This window comes from Yunchengibacter salinarum, assembly GCF_037658235.1.
GTDB classification, from domain to species: domain Bacteria; phylum Pseudomonadota; class Alphaproteobacteria; order Sphingomonadales; family Kordiimonadaceae; genus Yunchengibacter; species Yunchengibacter salinarum.
The window spans coordinates 262825-281607 of record NZ_JBBJLN010000001.1; the positions used below are offsets into that span (position 1 = coordinate 262825).

At 63.9% G+C, this 18783-nt stretch carries 15 protein-coding genes; 6 read left to right on the plus strand and 9 right to left on the minus strand.

The annotated features are described in order from the left end of the window. Nucleotides 1-100: 100 nt before the first annotated feature. From WGH93_RS01280 to WGH93_RS01290, 3 genes are all read right to left on the minus strand, one after another. Complete coding sequence (locus WGH93_RS01280) at nt 101-2866, minus strand: TonB-dependent receptor plug domain-containing protein (protein ID WP_374763029.1); 2766 nt, start codon at nt 2864-2866, stop codon at nt 101-103. A gap of 222 nt (nt 2867-3088) precedes the next feature. Continuing rightward, on the minus strand, nt 3089-3493 hold the full coding sequence (locus WGH93_RS01285; RefSeq protein ID WP_374763030.1) for a hypothetical protein: 405 nt from the start codon (nt 3491-3493) through the stop codon (nt 3089-3091). 95 nt (nt 3494-3588) lie between these two features. Further along, entirely contained in the window at nt 3589-6660 is a 3072-nt protein-coding gene (locus tag WGH93_RS01290) for a hypothetical protein (protein WP_374763031.1), read from the minus strand. 396 nt (nt 6661-7056) lie between these two features. Here WGH93_RS01290 and WGH93_RS01295 point away from each other — a divergent pair, with 396 nt between their 5' ends. Genes WGH93_RS01295 through WGH93_RS01310 form a run of 4 tightly spaced genes read left to right on the plus strand, consistent with a single transcriptional unit; the run spans nt 7057 to nt 9295 of the window. Beyond that, nucleotides 7057-7353 carry a YggT family protein gene (locus WGH93_RS01295; protein WP_374763032.1) on the plus strand — a complete coding sequence of 99 codons (297 nt, stop codon included), beginning with the start codon at nt 7057-7059 and terminating at the stop codon, nt 7351-7353. 17 nt (nt 7354-7370) lie between these two features. Next, nucleotides 7371-7751, plus strand: coding sequence for a DUF167 domain-containing protein (locus WGH93_RS01300; protein WP_374763033.1), 381 nt, complete (start codon nt 7371-7373; stop codon nt 7749-7751). Between the two features lies 1 nt (nt 7752). Then, on the plus strand, nt 7753-8649 hold the full coding sequence (gene folD / locus WGH93_RS01305) for a bifunctional methylenetetrahydrofolate dehydrogenase/methenyltetrahydrofolate cyclohydrolase FolD (RefSeq protein WP_374763034.1): 897 nt from the start codon (nt 7753-7755) through the stop codon (nt 8647-8649). Nucleotides 8650-8671: 22 nt separating this feature from the next. Then, complete coding sequence (locus WGH93_RS01310; RefSeq protein WP_374763035.1) at nt 8672-9295, plus strand: MarC family protein; 624 nt, start codon at nt 8672-8674, stop codon at nt 9293-9295. Nucleotides 9296-9692: 397 nt separating this feature from the next. On the opposite strand, the gene WGH93_RS01315 is transcribed toward WGH93_RS01310, so the two are convergent. From WGH93_RS01315 to WGH93_RS01330, 4 genes are read right to left on the minus strand one after another with little or no spacing between them, the layout of a single operon-like run. Beyond that, nucleotides 9693-10154: a YtoQ family protein gene (locus WGH93_RS01315; RefSeq protein ID WP_374763036.1), complete on the minus strand. Its 462-nt coding sequence runs from the start codon at nt 10152-10154 to the stop codon at nt 9693-9695. Further along, nucleotides 10151-11125 carry a hypothetical protein gene (locus WGH93_RS01320; RefSeq protein ID WP_374763037.1) on the minus strand — a complete coding sequence of 325 codons (975 nt, stop codon included), beginning with the start codon at nt 11123-11125 and terminating at the stop codon, nt 10151-10153. The genes WGH93_RS01315 and WGH93_RS01320 overlap by 4 nt, the downstream gene beginning before the upstream one ends. A 13-nt stretch (nt 11126-11138) precedes the next feature. After that, on the minus strand, nt 11139-12083 hold the full coding sequence (locus WGH93_RS01325) for an AEC family transporter (RefSeq protein WP_374763038.1): 945 nt from the start codon (nt 12081-12083) through the stop codon (nt 11139-11141). Nucleotides 12084-12113: 30 nt separating this feature from the next. Then, nucleotides 12114-13346, minus strand: a complete 1233-nt coding sequence (locus WGH93_RS01330) for an argininosuccinate synthase (protein WP_374763039.1) — start codon at nt 13344-13346, stop codon at nt 12114-12116. Between the two features lie 256 nt (nt 13347-13602). Here WGH93_RS01330 and WGH93_RS01335 point away from each other — a divergent pair, with 256 nt between their 5' ends. Both WGH93_RS01335 and WGH93_RS01340 read left to right on the plus strand, forming a co-directional pair. After that, on the plus strand, nt 13603-15063 hold the full coding sequence (locus WGH93_RS01335) for a hypothetical protein (protein ID WP_374763040.1): 1461 nt from the start codon (nt 13603-13605) through the stop codon (nt 15061-15063). Between the two features lie 90 nt (nt 15064-15153). Further along, nucleotides 15154-15792, plus strand: coding sequence for a hypothetical protein (locus WGH93_RS01340; RefSeq protein WP_374763041.1), 639 nt, complete (start codon nt 15154-15156; stop codon nt 15790-15792). Nucleotides 15793-15926: 134 nt separating this feature from the next. Here the strand turns inward: WGH93_RS01340 and WGH93_RS01345 are convergent, their stop codons facing one another. After that, nucleotides 15927-18023 (minus strand): TonB-dependent receptor plug domain-containing protein, encoded by a 2097-nt coding sequence (locus tag WGH93_RS01345; protein ID WP_374763042.1) that lies wholly within the window; start codon nt 18021-18023, stop codon nt 15927-15929. A 77-nt stretch (nt 18024-18100) separates the two neighbouring features. Continuing rightward, on the minus strand, nt 18101-18667 hold the full coding sequence (locus tag WGH93_RS01350) for a hypothetical protein (RefSeq protein WP_374763043.1): 567 nt from the start codon (nt 18665-18667) through the stop codon (nt 18101-18103). Nucleotides 18668-18783 lie beyond the last annotated feature (116 nt).

Below are 18783 nucleotides of genomic sequence, written 5' to 3' on the forward strand. Positions count from 1 at the left end.
CCCCAGGACCGAAACGGCAGGTGCGGGGCGGCGAACACGAAAAAGGGCCGCGAACCAACGGCCCGCGACCCCCATTGCCAGCCTGGGGCTGTTTTGCCGATCAGAAGCTCAGATCAAGCTGCACATAGCCGACCCGGCCCCGCGGATCATGGATCTTGCTGTCAAAGCCGCCATTGGTGAAAACCTGCGGCGGGTCCTCATCGGTGGCATTGATCAGGCCGAGCGTGAGCGCCGTGCCTTCCAGGCTGTCCGACAGGCCGCCCAGATTGAGCCTGTATTGCAGGTCCAGCGAGGTCCAGCTTGCCACTTTTTCGCCGGGGTTCTGGTCGTCCTCATAGGAATCGATGAAGCGCACGAAGAAGCGGGCTTCATGGGTACCATTGGTCCAGCCGGCGCCGGTGTTCCACTGCCACTGGGGCGTGGAGGTGCCGAAATTGGCGAAGTTGCGCTTGCCCGCGCCTTCGATCCGCCCGGCCTGCGGGTCTTCAAGGTCATAGTTCATCACATGGGTGGCCTCGAAGAACGGATTGAAGGTGCCATAATCCGTATCAAGCTGGTAATTCACGGAAATATCGAAGCCATCCGTTTCCACCTGGGATGCGTTGACGAAATCCACGATCACCTGGCCGATGGTGCCCGCGGCGGTTCGAATCACGTCCGGCCCGGTGGGGTCGGCATTGACCACCGCCTGAAAGTTCTCCTGGATGATCACGTCCGTGAAGTCATAACGCCAATAGTCCACATCCACGGTCAGCCCCGGCACGCCCTGCCAGGACACACCGAAATTGAACGCTTCGGACTGTTCCGGCGAAATATCCCGCATACCGCTTTCAGGCAGGGCGGAGCGCACGGCGGCAAAGGCCGTGCCACCGGTGACCGGATCGTTCACCTGATTGAGAACGGTGCCCACGCCGCTCACCTGGAACACGCTGGGCGCCCGGAAGGATGTGGCAAAGCTGCCCCGAAGCTGAAGATCATCCGTGGGCCGCACCAGCAGGGAGATTTTCGGGTCCGTGCTGTTGCCGATTTCGCCATAATCCTCATGGCGCAGGGCCACGGTCAGGTCCGCCCAGTTGGTCAGCGGCAGGAACAGTTCCCCGAACCAGGCATTGATCGCCCGGTCATTGGAAAAGTCCGGGTTGCCGATGATGAAGGCGAAGCCGTCCCGGTTAGAGATTTCGTCATAATCCCGGCCAAAGGTTTCATCCCGCACCTGGAAGCCCAGCGCCAGTTGCGCGGCACCCGCCGGCAGATCGAAGAGCGAGCCGGAGAACACCCCGTCAATCACGGTGAGTTCGGAATTGCCGTCAATCACCTGAGTGCCGATCATGTGATCCAGCACCGCCGGATCATTGGGGATCGGCCCGAAGCTGGTGGCAAACGGGTTGAAGAACTGGCAATTCCCGGTGCCCGGTGCCGAGCTGGAGGGATCACAGTTCGGCCCGCCGAAACCAAACAGCGCCTGCTGGAAGCGATCCGTGATCACGTCCTCGGTGGAGACCGTGAAGTTGTTGGCGGCATGGGTCACGCCCACGTCATAGGTCCAGTCCCCATAGATCGGGCCGGTCAGCTCCGCGCTGAAACGATAGGTGTCCGACTCGGTGCCGGAGGGGCTGCGCTCCCCGCCCACGCCGGATGCGCGGCCCAGGAAAATCGCCGTGGACCCGAACACATTGGCCGGGTGGAAGCTGGGCACGATGGCCGACCCCGTTTGCAGGAAGGGGAAGGTGGGGGAGTTGCCCCGCGTGGCTTCGTTCAGGGCCAGCCCGCCTTCAAGGCGCAGCGTGGTGTCGTCGTCAATGTCAAAGGACCAGGTGGCAAAAGCCTGGAAGCGCTCTTCTTCCGGCACCAGAGAGAAGAAGTCCCCGAAATCGAAACCGCAGGTACCGAAATCGAAACCGGCAATGTCCTCTGCCACCGGTTGCGGAATGCCGCCCACGCTTTCGCAGCCCGTGGGGTCTATGATCGGGGCGTTGTTCTGCGCCAGCGCGCGCAGGCCCGCGGCGGCTTCCGTCTGGCCGATGGCGTCAAGCTGATCCGCCTGCGCGGCAAGCTGGCCGAGAACCGCGGGCACGATGAAGCTGCCCGGATTGCCCAGCGCGGAAGTATCATCCTGCGGGCGGGACAGGCGCCGCTCCGCCGTGGTCAGCTCGGTGCGGTCCAGATAGCTGGCGGCGGCCATGATGTTGTGGCGGCCATCGCTGCTCTGCCAGCCCACCTTGCCCTGAACCTTGATGTCCCGCTGGCTGCCTTCGTCCGTCACGCCCTGAAGACGCCCGGAAAGCTCCACACCCTCGAACTGATCATCGGTCAGGAAGTTGACCACGCCCGCCACCGCATCGGACCCGTAAAGCGGGCCGGAGCCGTCCTTGACGATCTCGATCCGGTTGATGGCGATTTCCGGCACCAGCGAACTGGTGTCCACAAAGGTCACGCCGTCATTGGTGAGCGTGCCCGTCACCACCTGGCGGCGGCCATTCAGCAGCACCAGCGTGGATGCCACGCCCAGCCCCCGCAGGTTGAAGTTGGTGGTGCCGGTGGTGCCGTTCTGGGTGAAGGCATCCGGGTTGTTCTGGGACCCGGCATTGATCGTCAGGGTCTGGGTCAGGTCGGCAATGGTGTTGGCGCCGATATTGGCCAGATCATCGCCGCCGATCACCTTCAGCGGCGACGGCGTGTTGAACTGATCCCGACCTTTTATGTAAGTGCCGGTGACCACCACCTCTTCCAGTGTGAAGGCGCCTTCATCCCCGCCCTGCTGGGCATGAGCGGGCATGGACAGGGCCAGAGCAAGTGTGCCCGCGGCCAGCGCCGTACGACCCCCCAAGGCATTCAAGCGCCGCTTTGACGCCGCAGATGTGGACATTCGCATGACTCCCCTCCCATGCAGGTGATTGAATGTGTCTCTCCCATCAGAAGTTTTAAAATATACCGGCACGAAATCAAGAAAACTGTAGGCGGCTGTAAAACTTAACGGACAAGTGTCGTCTTGAGGACACACCTGAGAACTTACCGCATTGCAATAAAAAAGCCGCACGGTTTTGTGCGGCGCAAGATAAAAGTGCAGTGCAGCAAAATCGGGTGGCGATCAGCCCGGCGGCTCCACCCTGGCGGATTTCACCAGAACAGCCACCGCCCCTTCGCCCAGTCGCCGATCGGCCACGGGCTGAAGATAGCGGCGCACCAGTTCGGGATCGATCGGGCGATCCAGATGAAATCGCTGCCGGGCCAGCGTGGCCAGGCCGGTCATGAAATCCGACCGGATTTGGGGCTTTCGTTTTTCCACCTCTGCCGTGGCCATGTCGCCGGTCACTTCCAGGCGCAGGATCAGCGTGACAATGCCGTTCACCCGGCCTCGCCGCAGGATGGAAAAATTGAAAGGGTCCAGCTCCACCACGTCCACCGCCGGCTCATCCTGTGCGAAAACGGCGGGCGCGGGCGACAACAGAACCATCATCAGAGCCATCAGGGCGACGATCATGGGCGCTGCCATTGGGGCGGTCATCAAGGCCATCGGGGGACGGTAAAAAAACAAACTCCGCACCATGCCACCTCCTGTCACTGAAACCGACCGTGATTCATGCCGCATCAAGTGAACAATGACAAGGTGCCGCCACCCCCGCCGCCGCCACTGTTCAAACGATCCAGCCCCGCCTGGAAATTGGCGATCTGGGCCTGAATGCGGGCCGGCGCCGGCCCATTCAGTTCCTGCCGGCGGGGATCGTTCAACAGGTCCGCGAACGGGTTGGGAGTCAGCGACCGGAACGCCCGCTGGGTGGTGGAAATGGCGGTTTTCAGGCGGCTGAGCACGAAACTGGCCGTGGTGCGGTCGGACAGGTTGAACGCCTTGTCCAGGTCCAGCGAGAATACGCCGCCAAGGTCCACATCCGGGTCCCGTTCTTCCTCGTCCTCATCGCTTGAGATGTCGAAAACCCGGTCTTCCGGCAGGATTTTGCCGGATTCCATGCCGATCTTGGACAGCAGATCCCGACCGCCGGAGCCGGTAAAAAGCTCCACCGGGTCTTCCCCCGTATTCACGGCAATCTCCAGCGAGTCGCCCCTCAGCGAGCTTTTGGATTCCACATCCAGCTTGCCGCGGCTGGCGATGCGGATGCGCCGGGCCAGGTCTTCAAAGGTGTCCCCGTCTTCAAGCGTCACACGCTTCTTCGCGCCGTCATCGATGCGGAATTCGAAAAAGTCGCCGGGCCGCGCGGATGTCTGGGTCTGGATATCGCGGGTTTCGGACGGGTTCACCGTTCCCGCGGGCAGCCCCAACTCGGTCAGCACGCTGCGGCCCTGCGTGGAAAAGGCCAGGCCGCCCGTATTCTGTGTGGACAGGGCCACGCCGAACTGTTCGCTGTCCTCTATGGTGCCCGTGGTGCCGTCGATCCGGGTGACAAAGGCATCCCGCGGGCTGTCCTTGCTTTCGCCGCCCAGCGTGCCGCTGGTATCCCCGGCCACGAACACCTTGCCATTCTGCACCACCATATCCTTCACCCGATCCGACCCGGATGTGGCAAACAGGGTGGTGAAATCGCCGTCCAGGCTGACGCCATTATCGGTCAGCCGGGTGACAAAGCCATCCCGCCCGCCGGCCAGGCTGCCATTCACCGTGGCGGTGCCGCCCGCATCGGGCGCATCGGCGGAGGTGGTGCCGCCCACAAAGATCCCGGTGCCGTCCACGCGCAGACTGTCCAGGCTCCCCTGCGAACCGATGGCGCCAAGGCTGGTTTCGGTCAGTACATTGGTGAAATCCGCGCTGTCCACCTTGCGCAGCAGGGCCTCGCCGTCCCGCTCGATCGCCAGCAACACATTGCCGTCGGCGGCGTTGGCCACGCCGCGCACTTCTTCCGATCCGCTGCCGCCGAACACATCGCTGTCCTTGAGCGCGCCCGTGGTGCCATCCAGCCTGAGCAACAGGCCGTCCCGCACGCCGCCAAAGCCGGAGCTGGAGGAAATGCCGCCATCGGTAAAGCCGCCCACCAGCACGTCGCCGTTGGCATCCGAAGTCACGGACAGCCCGGCGCTGGCGGGGAAGGCATCAAGCTGATAGCGGAACAGCTCATCCCCGTTCTTGGCGAATTTGGACACGAAGGCATCCTGACCATCGATCACATCGGTGCGGGTCAGGTCGCTGTCGGTCTGGCCGGTCAGAATCAGGTTTTCATCCTGGTCCAGCTTCAGGTCGAACGCCTTTGCCGAACCGGTGGCCCCCAGAAGACGGGAAAAGACCACATTGCCCTCATTGTCGAACTTGGTCAGGAAAACGTCTTCCTCGCTGGAGGCGTTGATCTGATTTTCCACCTTGCCCGCGCTGGACCCCACCACATAAACGGACCCTTCGCTGTCCACCACCACGCGGCTGGCCTCGGTCTCGGCGCCCACCACATTGTCGGCGCCGATATCGGTGATGGAGGCATTCAGCGCATCGACGGCCTCTTCCTCCTCCGGCTCCTCGGCGCCCACGGCTTCCCGCGCATCGGCCAGAAGCTCATCCCGCTTGGCGGCAATATCCGGGTCCAGATCATCTTCTTCCTTGTCCGCCGTCAGCCCGGCAAGGCGGGTGGCATCCACGTCAATACCGGCAAAATTTGTGGTCTGGTCCACCGTCAGCGTCCCGTCGAGGCCGGAAATCTCCTGCAAACGGCCACGGCTGAGAGAACCGGGATCGATATTGGTGAAGGAACTGGCCACGAACAGCGCCGGGTCCGCGCTCGGGGAGCCGAATGTCACCGTTTCCGTGATGGTGCCGTTCACCTTCAGGCCATAGGCGCCCGTTTCCGCATCGCGGGCCACACCCACACCGGTGAGATATTTGGGCACCGGATCACCGTCATCATTCAGCACCGGGTCCCCATTGGCATCCAGCAGGGGAACGGACTTGATCTGGTCAGTGGCGAAAGAGGCAATATTGCGCAGGGTCAGATCCTGCGTCATCTGGGACAGGTCCACCGTGACCGTGTCCTGATCGCCGCCCTTTTCAAGCCGGATGGTGAACGTTTCGGTACCGGTAAGACCGGACAGCACCTCATCCGGGCTGGCCGCCACGGTGGTGCCGCTGAAGCTGGAAAGTTTCCGGCCCAGCGTGGCATCCGATTCCGCATCCTTGCGCTTTTCGCCGAAGAAAATATCCAGCTTGTCGCTGTCGCTTTCCGACAGGAACTGCTGCACCTCGCTGAAACCTTCCTGAAACAGGGCGTCCAGCCGCTCCCGCGTGGCATCGGTGGTGCTTTTTTTTGCAGCAAGCTCGGCAATGGTCTGCAACTTGTTCAGCCCCTGAAACAGGCCAAAGGTCAGGCGACTGTCCTTGTCACCGGCCACTTCTTCCAGAATGGCGCTGTCCGGGTCGATAAAGGCGCCGCCCGCCTGAATGCCGCGGACCCTGGCCTCAAGGCTTTTGTCGGCATCATCCTGTTCCCGCTGCCAGGGGGGCACCACATCCGGCCCCTGATCCCGGTTGCCACCGGCCAGGCGCTGGCGATCCGCCGCGGAAAGGGAAGACAGGCTGTTCTGTTGCAGCCGGGCATTGAAACTGGCCTGCAACAGATTGGTGTCGATGCCCACAATCCGGGTGCGCTGCTGCGGCTGGGACGCGCCGAACAGACCGCCACCGCCGCCGAAAAAGCCCCCACTGTTGCCGCCTAAACCAAAAAGTGCCATTGCCTTCTGTCCAATCCCGCTTGAGACACCGCACCGGCCAACCGGCCACTGGCATCTGTCACCCGCTTATCCGGGATACCCGTTCATATCGGGCACCCGTGCGCTTCGGGTCATGGCGCTTCGCGCGCCTTCGGGGGCCGCCCTTCTGGCGGAGCCAACAGCCATTATAGTGCATTTCCGGCCTCACAACTAGGCACAAAAAACACCCCGAACGGTGCGCAACGCCCCTGAAACCCGGCAAAAATTGCCGTATCCGGGGGCGCCGGGCCAACCCGCACGGGGTATGCAGCAAAATCCGTGACAAATGCGGCCAGGATCGGCACAACTCATGCTCAAACGGGGCCAACCATGAAGTGCGCCCCACCGGTTCGGTCCAAATCTGTCGGGAGAAACGTCATGCAGGCCGTTGTCTGGCTTATCAACACCCTGTTCGACATCGTATTCTTCATCGTCATTGCCCATGTGATCATGAGCTGGCTGATCGCCTTCAATGTTCTGAACCTGCATCAGCCTTTCGTGCGCATGGTGGGGCAGTCGCTGAACAGCCTGCTGGAACCCATGCTGGCCCCGATCCGCAACCTGCTGCCGATGATGGGCGGGCTGGACCTGTCGCCGCTGGTGCTGATCCTGCTGGTGCAGTTCCTGCGCATCCTGTTCAATACGGAAATCGTGCCGGTCCTTCTCGGCGTCTAGCCCCCGGTGCGCCCGGCATGACCCGCAACAGCCAGCCCCTGCATCCGGCGCTTTTTCTGCGCCGGGGCGACCTGTGCCTTCGCGTGAGGCTGAGCCCCGGTGCCGGCGCCGACAACCTGGGCGAGGTCCGCGAAACGCCCGATGGCCCGGCGCTTTCCGCCCGCGTCACCGCACCGCCGGAAAAAGGCAAGGCCAATCAGGCGCTGATCCGGCTGGTAGCCAAAAAGCTGCGCTTGCCCAAGGGCCGAATCAGTCTTATAGCGGGGACAACCGGGCGCGTGAAAACCCTGTGCCTGACAGGGGATGCCGCTATGCTCGGCCCGGACATCACGGCGCGACTGGCGCCCGATTCGCCCAGGGGCGGTAATCAGGCGACGGGGAATGAAAAGGGGCAGTGAAGTGACCGCACACCGGATCGATGGCAAGGCCTTTGCGGCCAGTATGCACGCGCGCCTGACCGAAAAGGTGGGCCACCTGAAACAGGATCACGGCCTGACCCCCGGCCTGGCCGTGGTAATCGTGGGGGAAGACCCGGCCAGCCAGGTCTATGTGCGCAACAAGGTGCGGCGGACCGAGGAAGCGGGCATGGCCTCCACCCATATCCATCTGGATGCGGACACGGATGAAGCCACCCTGCTTGAAACGGTGGACCGACTGAATGCGGACCCGGCCATCCATGGCATACTGGTGCAGCTTCCCCTGCCCGACCATATGGACGACGCCCGCGTCATCGCACGGATCGATCCGGCCAAGGATGTGGACGGCTTCCACCTGGTCAATGCGGGCCTGCTGATGACCGGCGGCAAGGGGCTGGTGCCCTGCACGCCCATGGGCTGCATGATGCTGCTGAAAGACCGGCTGGGCCCCGACCTGTCGGGCAGGCACGCGCTGGTGATCGGGCGGTCCAACATTGTGGGCAAGCCCATGGCGCATCTGCTGCTGGGGGCCAATGCCACCGTCACCATCGCCCACAGCCGCACGGCGGACCTGAAAGCGGAAGCCCGGCGGGCCGACATAGTTGTGGCCGCCGTGGGCCGCCCGGAAATGGTGCGCGGCGACTGGATCAAACCCGGCGCCACGGTGATCGATGTGGGCATCAACCGCATTCCCGCCCCGGAAAAGGGCGACGGCAAAACCCGGCTGGTGGGGGACGTGGCCTATGACGAGGCCGCTGAAAACGCCGCCGCCATCACGCCGGTGCCAGGCGGCGTGGGGCCCATGACCATTGCCTGCCTGCTGGAAAACACCCTCACCGCCGCCTGCCGCCAGACCGGTGTGAACGCGGCAAGCCTGTAACCCCTGAAACCGGGAAAGCGCCATGTATGAGGCTTTCGTCACCGCCTTCGTCTCGCTCTTTGTGATCATCGATCCCATCGGCGTGGCGCCGGTTTTCGGCGGCATGACCAAGAACGCCCCGCCGCGGGAGGCGCGCCGCATGGCCTTCAAGGGCGTGGCCATCGCGCTGGTGATCCTGATTTTCTTTTCCGCCGTGGGCAAACCCTTCCTGAATGCGCTGGGCATCACCATGGACGGCCTGCGCGTGGCGGGCGGCATCATGCTGTTCATCATCGGGCTGGAAATGGTGATGGAAAAGCGCGGCGAACGGCGGGAAGAAACCGCCAAAGAGCTGGACGGCTATTTCGAGGACATCTCGGTGTTTCCCATCGCCCTGCCCCTGCTGGCCGGGCCGGGGGCGATCGCCACGGTGATGCTGCTGATGACCAATCACGAAGGCAATATGCAGGCCCAGCTTGCCGTGGTGGCGGCGCTGGCGCTGGTGCTGCTGGCCACGCTCATTGCCTTTCTGATGGCCACGAAGCTGATGAAACTGATGGGCCCCACGGTTCATGCCGTGCTGACCCGCGTGCTGGGCATCATCGTCGCCGCCCTGGCCGCCCAATATGTGCTGAACGGCCTGCACGGCACCTTTATCAGCGGCTGAAGCGCCAAAGCGTAAGCGGTAAACAACCCCGCTCCTCGCACCGGGCGCTGCCTCTACCGGTGCTGCCCACGGCAGCGCCGGAGGCCACGACCGCGCCCCGCCGCCAATGCGGTGCCTGCGTGAGCGAAAAGGAGTCTCTACCGCCATCTCGCCATTGCGCGGGATGAGCGGAGGCCACGACCGTGGCCCGCCGCAAGTGCGGCGCCCCCGCGGAGCGCACGCGACAGCGTGCCTGCGTGAGCGAAAAGAAGCCTCTACCGCCATCCCGCCATTGCGCGGGATGAGCGGAGGCCACGACCGCGCCCATGCGGCGCCCTCGCGGAGCGCGTGCGACAGCACGCTTGCGTGAGCGGAAAAAAGCCGGGCACAAGCTGCCCGGCGTGAGCGGCAAAAAAAATCACCCCCGCTTCAGGGTGCCCGTAATCACATAGGTCAGCACGTCCACCACCTGTTCGGGCGTTTCGCAGGTGGCGGCGGCGGCGCCGTCCACTTCTTTCAGGGCATGGGTCAGGGCCGGGTCGTGCAGGGTGATGATGTGCTTGCCAAGGCCGTAAGCCAGCCCGGCATCGAAGGCGGCGTTCCATTGCTTGTACTTGTCGCCGAAGCGCACCACAACAATGTCCGCGTCCTCGATCAGGGTGCGGGTGCGCATGGCATTCATGCGCGCGCCCATCTGATCCCGCCAGAAGCCGCTTTCCGGCTCACCCAGAATGGCGGCGCCGCAATCGTCCGAATCGGCGTGAACGGTCACGGGCGCGCTCAATGTCACCGGCAGGTTGGCATTTCGCACGCCCGCCGCGATGGTGTCGCGCCAATCGGTGTGGATTTCACCGGACAGATAGACATTCCAGCGTTTCATGGGCCCTGATCCTTTCCTGATGACATGCGTGCGGGGCCGTCCCTTACACCGTCCGCCCCAATGGTGACAAGCCCGGCCCGCTGCCGTTCATAGGCGGCGGCCAGCGCCGCGCGGTCCAGCGGCAGGGCCGGGTCCGGGCGGGGAGCGGCGCGCCGCCGGGGCAGATGTTCCAGCGGCATGAAGACGGCTCGGCGGAAAAAGCGCTTCACATCGCCGCCCCGCTTGCCGCCCAACAGGCGATTGGCGAGCCCGTTCAGGCGCCGCTGGGCTTCCAGCAGCGTGGTTTCCATCGCCGGATTGCGGCGATAGCGTTCCGGCCTGAAAGGCGGCAGATCAGCGGGGCAAAAGGGGCCGAGCAGGATACGCGCCGGGTCCGGCCCATCGGGCTTCATGATGTCTTCAAAGGCCACCACGTCCAGCGGCGCGGCGGGGAAATGGCGGCGCAGCCCGGCCACCAGCGGCGCCCAGCTAAAGGCATCCGGCATGATCCACTGGCCGTAATGGTCCAGCGACGTGGCCCCGCCCATGCGCACGAACTGGCCGTGATAGCTGATCAGAAACGCCGAAAATTCCCGCACGGTGAGCATCAGCCGGATGGGCCGGTCCCCCAGCGCCCCGGCCAGCAGGCCCAGCGCCCGATCCGCCGCCGGGAAAAAGGCGCCTTCGCCATAGACCAGCGGCGGGCCGATCAGCGCCTCGTTGGAGACCAGAAGCGCCCGGCAGCCCGGCGCCGCCATCAGGCTGTCCACCCGGTCGGCAATGGCGGCCTGAAAGGGGGCCGGATCGCTTTCCCGCCGCAGGCGTACGAAAAGGCGGTGCAGCGGGTCCACCCGGCCACGGGTGAAAAAGCGGGGCACATAATGCACCCCCGCCGCCGCCAGCCGGTGGCGCTGGTCATGCAGGAAATGTTGCAGGCTGGTGGAGCCGGTCTTCGGCGCGCCGGGGTGCAGGATCAGGGTCGGCTGTGCCATCGGCGCCCCCGGATCAAACCAGCAGGGTCAGCAGAACGGTCAGGCTGACCACGGACAACAGGGTGGACAGCAATACCGTGGTGGCGGCCCGGCGCTTGCCCACATCGAACTGGGCGGCGAAACCATAGGCGATCATGCCGGTGGGCAGCGCCGCCAGCAGCGTGGCCGTGCCCACCCACAGCGGCGGCAGGTCAAAGGCAAAGCGGGTCATGGCATAAACCGCCGCGGGCACCAGCACCAGCTTGAACCCCACGGCGGTGAGCGCCTGCGGCAGATCCCCGGCGATGCGCACGCCCACCAGCGCCAGCCCCGCCGCGAACAGCCCCACCGGCGCCGCCGCCTGGGCGGGCAGCGCGGTCAGCCGATCCAGCCAGGGCGGAAAGGGCAGACCACAGGCGGACCAGAGCAGGGAAAACACCAGCGCCAGGATGATCGGGTTCTGCCGGATGGACAGGAAAGCTTCCACCACCACCCGCGCCACGGGCGTGCGGCCCGGCCCGTCCAGGGCGCGGCCCCGCTCCAGCAGGAAAGTTGTCACCGGCACCAGGGTCAGGGTGTGGAAGGACAGGATGATCAGCAGAAGCCGCACCCCTTCCTGACCGAACGCGCCTTCCATCACCGGCACGCCGATGAAAACCCCGTTGGCGAAACTGACGGACAGGCCGAACACGGCGCGCTCGGGCCGGGTCTGGTTGAAAAGCTGGCCCGCCACCAGCACCGCCAGGGCATAGACCGCGTAAAGCGCCAGATAATAGGCCGCCACCAGCAGCATTTCCGCCCCGCCCGGCAAGGGTCGAGCGCCCAATGAGCGGAACAGCAGCGCCGGAATCGCCAGATAGGTAACGAAATTCATGCACACATGGCTGGCATTGTCCGGGAACAGCCGTGTGCGCCCCAGCAGGGTACCCGCCAGAATGATCAGAAAGACCGGGGCGATGATGACGACAATATCGCTCAAGCATCGCTCCCGGCCATTATGGCGGGCTGCCTATTCATAGGAAGGCGGCTCGGTCACATTGCCGCGTTTTTTCAGCAGTTGCAGGCGCAGCGCATTGAGCTTGATGAAGCCTTCGGCGTCCCGCTGGTCGTAAACGCTGTCTTCCTCGAAGGTCACATGGGCCATGGAATACAGGCTGTAGGGGCTTTTGCGGCCCACCACATGCACACCGCCCTTATAGAGCTTGAGCCGCACCGTGCCGGTGACGAATTCCTGGCTCTTGTCTATCAGGGCCTGAAGCATCTCCCGCTCCGGGCTGAACCAGAAACCGTTATAAAGAAGCTCGGCATATTTGGGCATGATCTCGTCCTTCAGGTGCATGGCGCCGCTGTCCAGCGTTACCTGCTCAATACCGCGATGGGCTTCCAGAAGGATGGTGCCGCCCGGCGTTTCATAGATGCCGCGGGATTTCATGCCCACAAAGCGGTTTTCCAGAAGATCAAGCCGTCCGATGCCATGTTCCCGCCCCAGATCGTTCAGCCGGGTCAGCAGGGTGGCGGGGCTCAGGGCCTCCCCGTCGATGGACACGGGATCGCCTTTCTCGAAGCCGATCTCGATGATTTGCGGTGTATCGGGCGCATCCTCCGGCGCGTTGGTGCGGCTATAGACATATTCCTCCGCCGGTTCCCACGGGTCTTCCAGCGCCTTGCCCTCGCTGGAGGTGTGCAGCAGGTTGGCATCCACGCTGAAGGGTGCCTCCCCGCGCTTGTCCCTGGATATGGGAATATTGTGCTCTTCGGCGAAGGCCAGCAGCTTGGTGCGGCTGTTCAGATCCCATTCCCGCCAGGGCGCGATCACCTTGATGTCCGGGTCCAGCGCGTAATAGGCCAGCTCGAAGCGCACCTGATCGTTGCCCTTGCCGGTGGCGCCATGGCACACCGCATCCGCCCCCACCTGGCGGGCAATTTCGATCTGGCGCTTGGAAATCAGGGGCCGGGCGATGCTGGTGCCCAGCAGATACTGGCCTTCATAGACCGTATTGGCGCGGAACATGGGGAACACATAATCGCGCACGAACTCCTCGCGCAGGTCCTCGATGAAGATTTCCCGGATGCCCATGTCCTCCGCCTTCTTGCGGGCGGGTTCCAGCTCCTCGCCCTGACCCAGATCGGCGGTAAAGGTGACCACCTCGCAGTCATAGGTGGTCTCCAGCCATTTGAGGATGATGGAGGTATCGAGCCCGCCGGAATAGGCCAGCACCACTTTCTTGATATCTGAGGACATGCAAACTCCCGTCCGCCTGAGAAAACCTGAATTGAAACACCCGAAATGAGAATCGCGCCCGGCCAGGCATGGGCCGGTTTGGCGGCGAGTATAAAAACCCCGGTGGCCGGGTCAATCAAAGGCATGGACTTTTGCGAATCGCACGGGGGCCGGGTGCGCCGGTCGGCGCCGTGGCAATATCACTTTTTGTTGAGTTCAAATATCAAAAATCCCGTATTACGGTACATATCCCAGTATATGAGTAAGGCCGGAATCGATGTTCGACCTACCGGATCACAGCACGGCGGGTGACCCGCCCCGCCATGACACGACCCCGACCATGGCCAGCGGGGCGCCGCGCCGCCCCGCGCCCACCGCCGACCTGCCGGATCCGGCCACCGCCGCCCGCGCCGGCACACGGGACGGACGGGCGAACGTGCCCGGCTCCGCCCCTTATGATTGCGCGCCGTTCGAGCAGCACCTGTTTCGCCAGCGCGCCGCCGAACAGGCGCGACTGACCACCTATCTTGCCGGTCTGTCCACGGCGGTGGCCAGCAATATTGATGGCCTCCTGGCCCGCGATCCGGGCAACCGGGTGGACCGGATCAGCCGCGCCGGTCATGCCCGACTCGCCAATGCGCTCCATAACGAGGAAGACCGGCTTGCCCATGCCGCCACCGCCCTGTGGCGAGCGGAGGGCGCCCTTGCCCGGTTCCGTCGCCATCACGGGCTGAGCCGCCCGGCGAAAGACGGCCTCCGCGGCGCCCGGCGGGTTGCCGTGCTGGCTGCCGCCACGCTGATGAGCGGCGCGGCGCTGTTCCTGGCCCTGTGCAACAATCTGGCGCTGGCCCAGCCGCTGACACTGGCACTCGCCCTGCTGACCGGGGGTGGCACCAGCCTCGCAGCGCAGTGGATCGGGGCGCGAAGCGGGCGCCGCCTGCTGCACCGGGACCGGAAACCACGCCTCAGGGCAATCGCGGAACTGGGTGGTTTCCTGACCCTGACCCTGACGGGGCATGGCTTGCTGGCCCGCTTTCACAGCGCCCATGCGGCCGCCCATGTGACACCGGTGGAATCGGGCGTGGGCAGCGCTTCGCTGCCGGTGATTCTGGTGGGGATGCTGGTGACCCTGACGGGCCTTTTGCTCGGCGCGCGGGGGCTTGATGACCCCTATCCCGGCTATGGCCGCACCACACGCGCCCGCACCGCCGCGGCCCGGCAATACCGCCATGCCTGGCGCGCGGCGGAAGAAGCGGTGGATCAGGCGCTTGAGACCACCCTTGAGCGGCTGATCCGGCATATGGCGCGCTTGCGAAGCCGGCTGGACATGGCCCGCCACCATACCGCCCTGCTGGCCACGGAACGCCGGGCCGCCGCGGCCCGACTTGCCGCGCTGGACCGGGATATCGCCGATCGGCTGACCCGGTACAGACAGGCCAATATCGCCGCCCGCAGCACAGCGGCGCCACTGCACTGGTCGGCGCCAGTAACGCTGCCAAACGGCGCCGGGCCGGGAATGCAGACCACCCACGATCCCGCCGCAAAGGCGCTCGCCCGCCTGCAAGGGCAGATCAGCGGAGCCGAAGCCCGCATGAAGACCGCCCGCGAAAGCCTCCGCCACGATCGGGACAGCCGCCTGAACGCGCTGGAAAACTGGGTGCAGACCCTGAAGCCCGCCGCTCACACGGCGCACCCCCATTGGAATTCGGTGAGACTTGATCAGTTTGAATCGAATTGAGACGACCTGTTTACCGGGTTTTCATGGGCAATCCCTAAACTGATTGATGCAAGAAATCTTGCACCCTTGGGACAGCTAGGGAGAGATCCGATGAAAACCACCCACTCCACACAGACCCGCACCAGGCCGGCTTTACCATCCGCCCTGCCACTGATGTTTCTCGCCGCCGGCCTGACGAGCGTGTTTCTGTTATGCGTCATGCTGGCCGTGCCCAGTTATGGATCGGACGAATCCCCGGACGCCACGGACTCCCCCGGTGCGCTGGCCATGAAACAGGCACGGCTCGCCCTGGCGGCAGCCGATCAGACCACGGGGCACGCCACGTCCGGCGCGCCGGTGGTGGTGTATGACGCCAAAAACCCGGGAAGCCGGCGCATCGCCACGCAGCTTGTGGCGGCGATCGATGCGGTGGGGGCCACCACGTCCCCGGCCCGGATGATACCCGCGACAGACCTGATGGCGCTGAATCGGCGTTCGCTGGTTTTGGTACCAGCCGGTCAGGCGCACCTGCATGATGCAGTCGCCCGCGCCGGACGGGCACGGGAACTGCTCACCGTATCGGGCGACCTTTCCTGCGTGGAATCGGGTCGCTGTGTCATCGGGGTCACCGATCGCACACCCGCTACCCGGCGCGGCGGCCTTGAAATTCTGGTAAACCGATCCGCCTGCAAAAAAAGCCGGCACAGCTTTCGCGTGGCGTTTCGGATGCTGGTGCGCGAAACCGCCTGATCCTGATACTGATGGCTGGTGGCCGGGATGCGCCCCGGCACAGGGCGCCAGACCCATATAGGAAAAGACCCATATAGGAAAAGGGGCGATCGGGACCGCCCCTTTTTGATGATCAGCAGCGCGTAACCAGCGACCTACCAGTGAAGGCGAATACTGGCCAGAACACGGCTTTCGATCGGGTCGGCCTGAGAAGTGCGGAAATTCCCCCCCTTGTTGAGGGCAAAGCCGGTCACGCTGAGCTCCACGCCGTCACGCACTTCATAGGCGATGCGGCCATTCAGGGTCAGCACGTCATCCACATCCATGAATTCAAAGGTATTGCCGGTGGGCGCGGGAATGATGCTCAGGAACTGGCGGCTGTCCACCCATTGAGCTTGCAGATCCACGCTGAGCCGATCCGTGATATCGGACCCGATCAGGGCATTGATGCGATGCTCCGGCGTGCTGTTTTCGAAATCCGCGGCCCGGCGAATGGCGCCGTTGACCACCGTGTCGAAATCATCATCCACATCCAGATAGGCATAGTTCACTTCCCAGCGCACCTTGCCCGTGGTGCCGTTCAGCCGGGCTTCCACGCCCACCTGTTCGCTTTCGCCCACGTCAAAGGGTTGCAGCACCACATTGGGCGGCACCACGAATGCGGGCGCGAAGTTGCCGATGGTGATATTGCCCGACAGGCTGGTATAGAACGCATCCAGCTCAAGCTGGATATCGGTACCTGCAAAATTATGCACATAGCCCAGATTGAAGCTTTCAATGCCGATGGCATCCAGCGACGGATTGCCGATCACCAGCACATTGGACCCCGGCTGCGGGCCAGGCCGCACCGCATTGCCGCCAAACTCGATCAGGCTGGGCAGCTTGGCGCCCCGCGCGGCGGACAGGGTCACCTTGTCCTGCGGGGTCGCCGTCCATACCAGGCCCGCATTATAGGTGACTTCCTCAATGGTCTTGTCGAAATCGTCATTGGTGAAGGGCAGGCCCGGCACCAGCAGACCATCGCGTTCCATGTCCGCATTGTCGTACCGCACGCTTGCGGTCAGATCCAGACTGTCGCTCATGCGCCAGTTCCACATGGCCGACAGCGCGAAACTGTTGAAGCCGGAGCGCATGGTGTCGCCAAAGGGGTTGAAGGCGAAATCGGCCTCGAAGCTGTTGTCCCGCACTTCGCCGAACAGGCGGAAGCTGTGCTCCGCGCCCACCTTGAACAGATTTTCAAGCTGGGCCACCAGCACATCGTTTTCAAAGAACAACTGGCCGATGCCGTTGATGAACACCTCATGGTCCAGATTGTTGTAATAAATATTGGCTTTGGTCAGCCCCAGCGACCCTTCATGGGTCAGCGTGCCTTTCAGGGAATAGGTTTCCACATCCGGGTTGCCGCCCAGAAAGAAGGGCACCAGTGTCGCCCGATCCGTGGAAGACCAGGTCACTTCCGAGCCCAGCACCGTGTTGTTCCCCACCTGGAACTGGCCGCGGGCGGAGAGCTTGTAGGTTTCCGGGTCGATATTGGGCAGCACGTCCGGCTCGCCGGGAACGCCCTGCGGATCGAAGGCATCCGCGCCGAAAGCGCTGCCGGAAAAGGTTATGCCGCCCACATCGCCCAGATCCAGCGTGCTGACGGCGGAAATCTGTTTGGTGTCCTGCGTGCCATAGGTGACCCGCACATCGTTCACGTCGTCATATTGCGGATCATAGGTGACGATATTGACCACGCCGGTTGCGGCATTGAAGCCGAACAGCGCCGTGTTCGGCCCGCGCACGATTTCGATCTGACGGATTTCGCCCATCTGGACGGGAATGGCGTCCCAGAAGGTCATGCCGAAATGGTCGAAATAGACCTGTCGGCCATTGACCAGCACCAGCAGGCGCGGATTGAGCGGGGAGTTGAACCCGCGCACCGCCACATCCGCCGCCTGCGGCGTCAGGCGCACCACGTCCACACCCAGGCTGTATTGGATGGCATCGGGAATATTCTTGGCGCCGGTGCGCTCGATATCTTCCGCCGTGATGATGTCCATCGGCACCGGCGCTTCGGAGGCGCGCTGCGGCTTGCCGGTGGCGGAGGTGGTCACCGGCTCGCCGAACAGCATTTCCATGGAGCCGTGATCGATGGTCTGCGCCGCGGCGGGCAGCGGGGCAAGAACCGCCAGCGTCATACCCATGGCCCGCGCCAGGCCGCGACCCCGCACCGGCACCCCGGCCTGACCAGCATTCGTCAAATTTTTCATCTTGAATTCCTTCCGGCACCCGTAACTCTGTGGACCCCTATCCGGGCACGCCTGCCCGCCGCGCCCCAACCGGATCATCAAACTTCCTGAACCATCATCAGAAAGGCGGCGGAAAAGCCGATCCCTGCCGATGCGGCCGCCGCCTTGTTGATCAGAATGGTCACTTTTGGCGTGGTGGAAATGCCCACCACACAGTGGCCGGCACGAACACAGGTTTCCCCGAACCCGATGGTGGGGATGCCCGCCGCCTTGGCCGCAGCACCCGCCTTATCGGAAGCCGCCGCGCTCAGCCCGTCGGGAATGAAGACCACCGCGGCACCGGCCACGCTGTCCGCCGCGGCCACGACGGGCTCAAGCGTGGCCTTTCCCGCCTTGGGATTGTCGGCCACCTGAGCCGCCACCACCTCGGCGGCGGCCTTGCTGTCGGCATTGCCCGCCTCGAACACCACCACGGCCCGAACCGCGCCCGTGGGCGGATTCTGCATGAAAGCGATGGACCGTGCGGCCACCTGAATATCCTTGGCGGTCACCGCCGCCCATGCGGCGCCAGCCACAAAGGGCAGAGCCGCCAGCAGGGCCAGCGCCAGGCCAGCCCGTTTAACGGAGTCGCGCCGTGACACAGTCGTCAAAACTCTGGACACCATTTTGAAAAGTCTCCCTCAAGACCGGACCCCGTTGTCCGCCGGAAAGCCATAACGGGAATATGTTTAGGAAGGTGTTAAGAAATCTGGACATCACGCGGTTGTGATTGTGTGTGTGT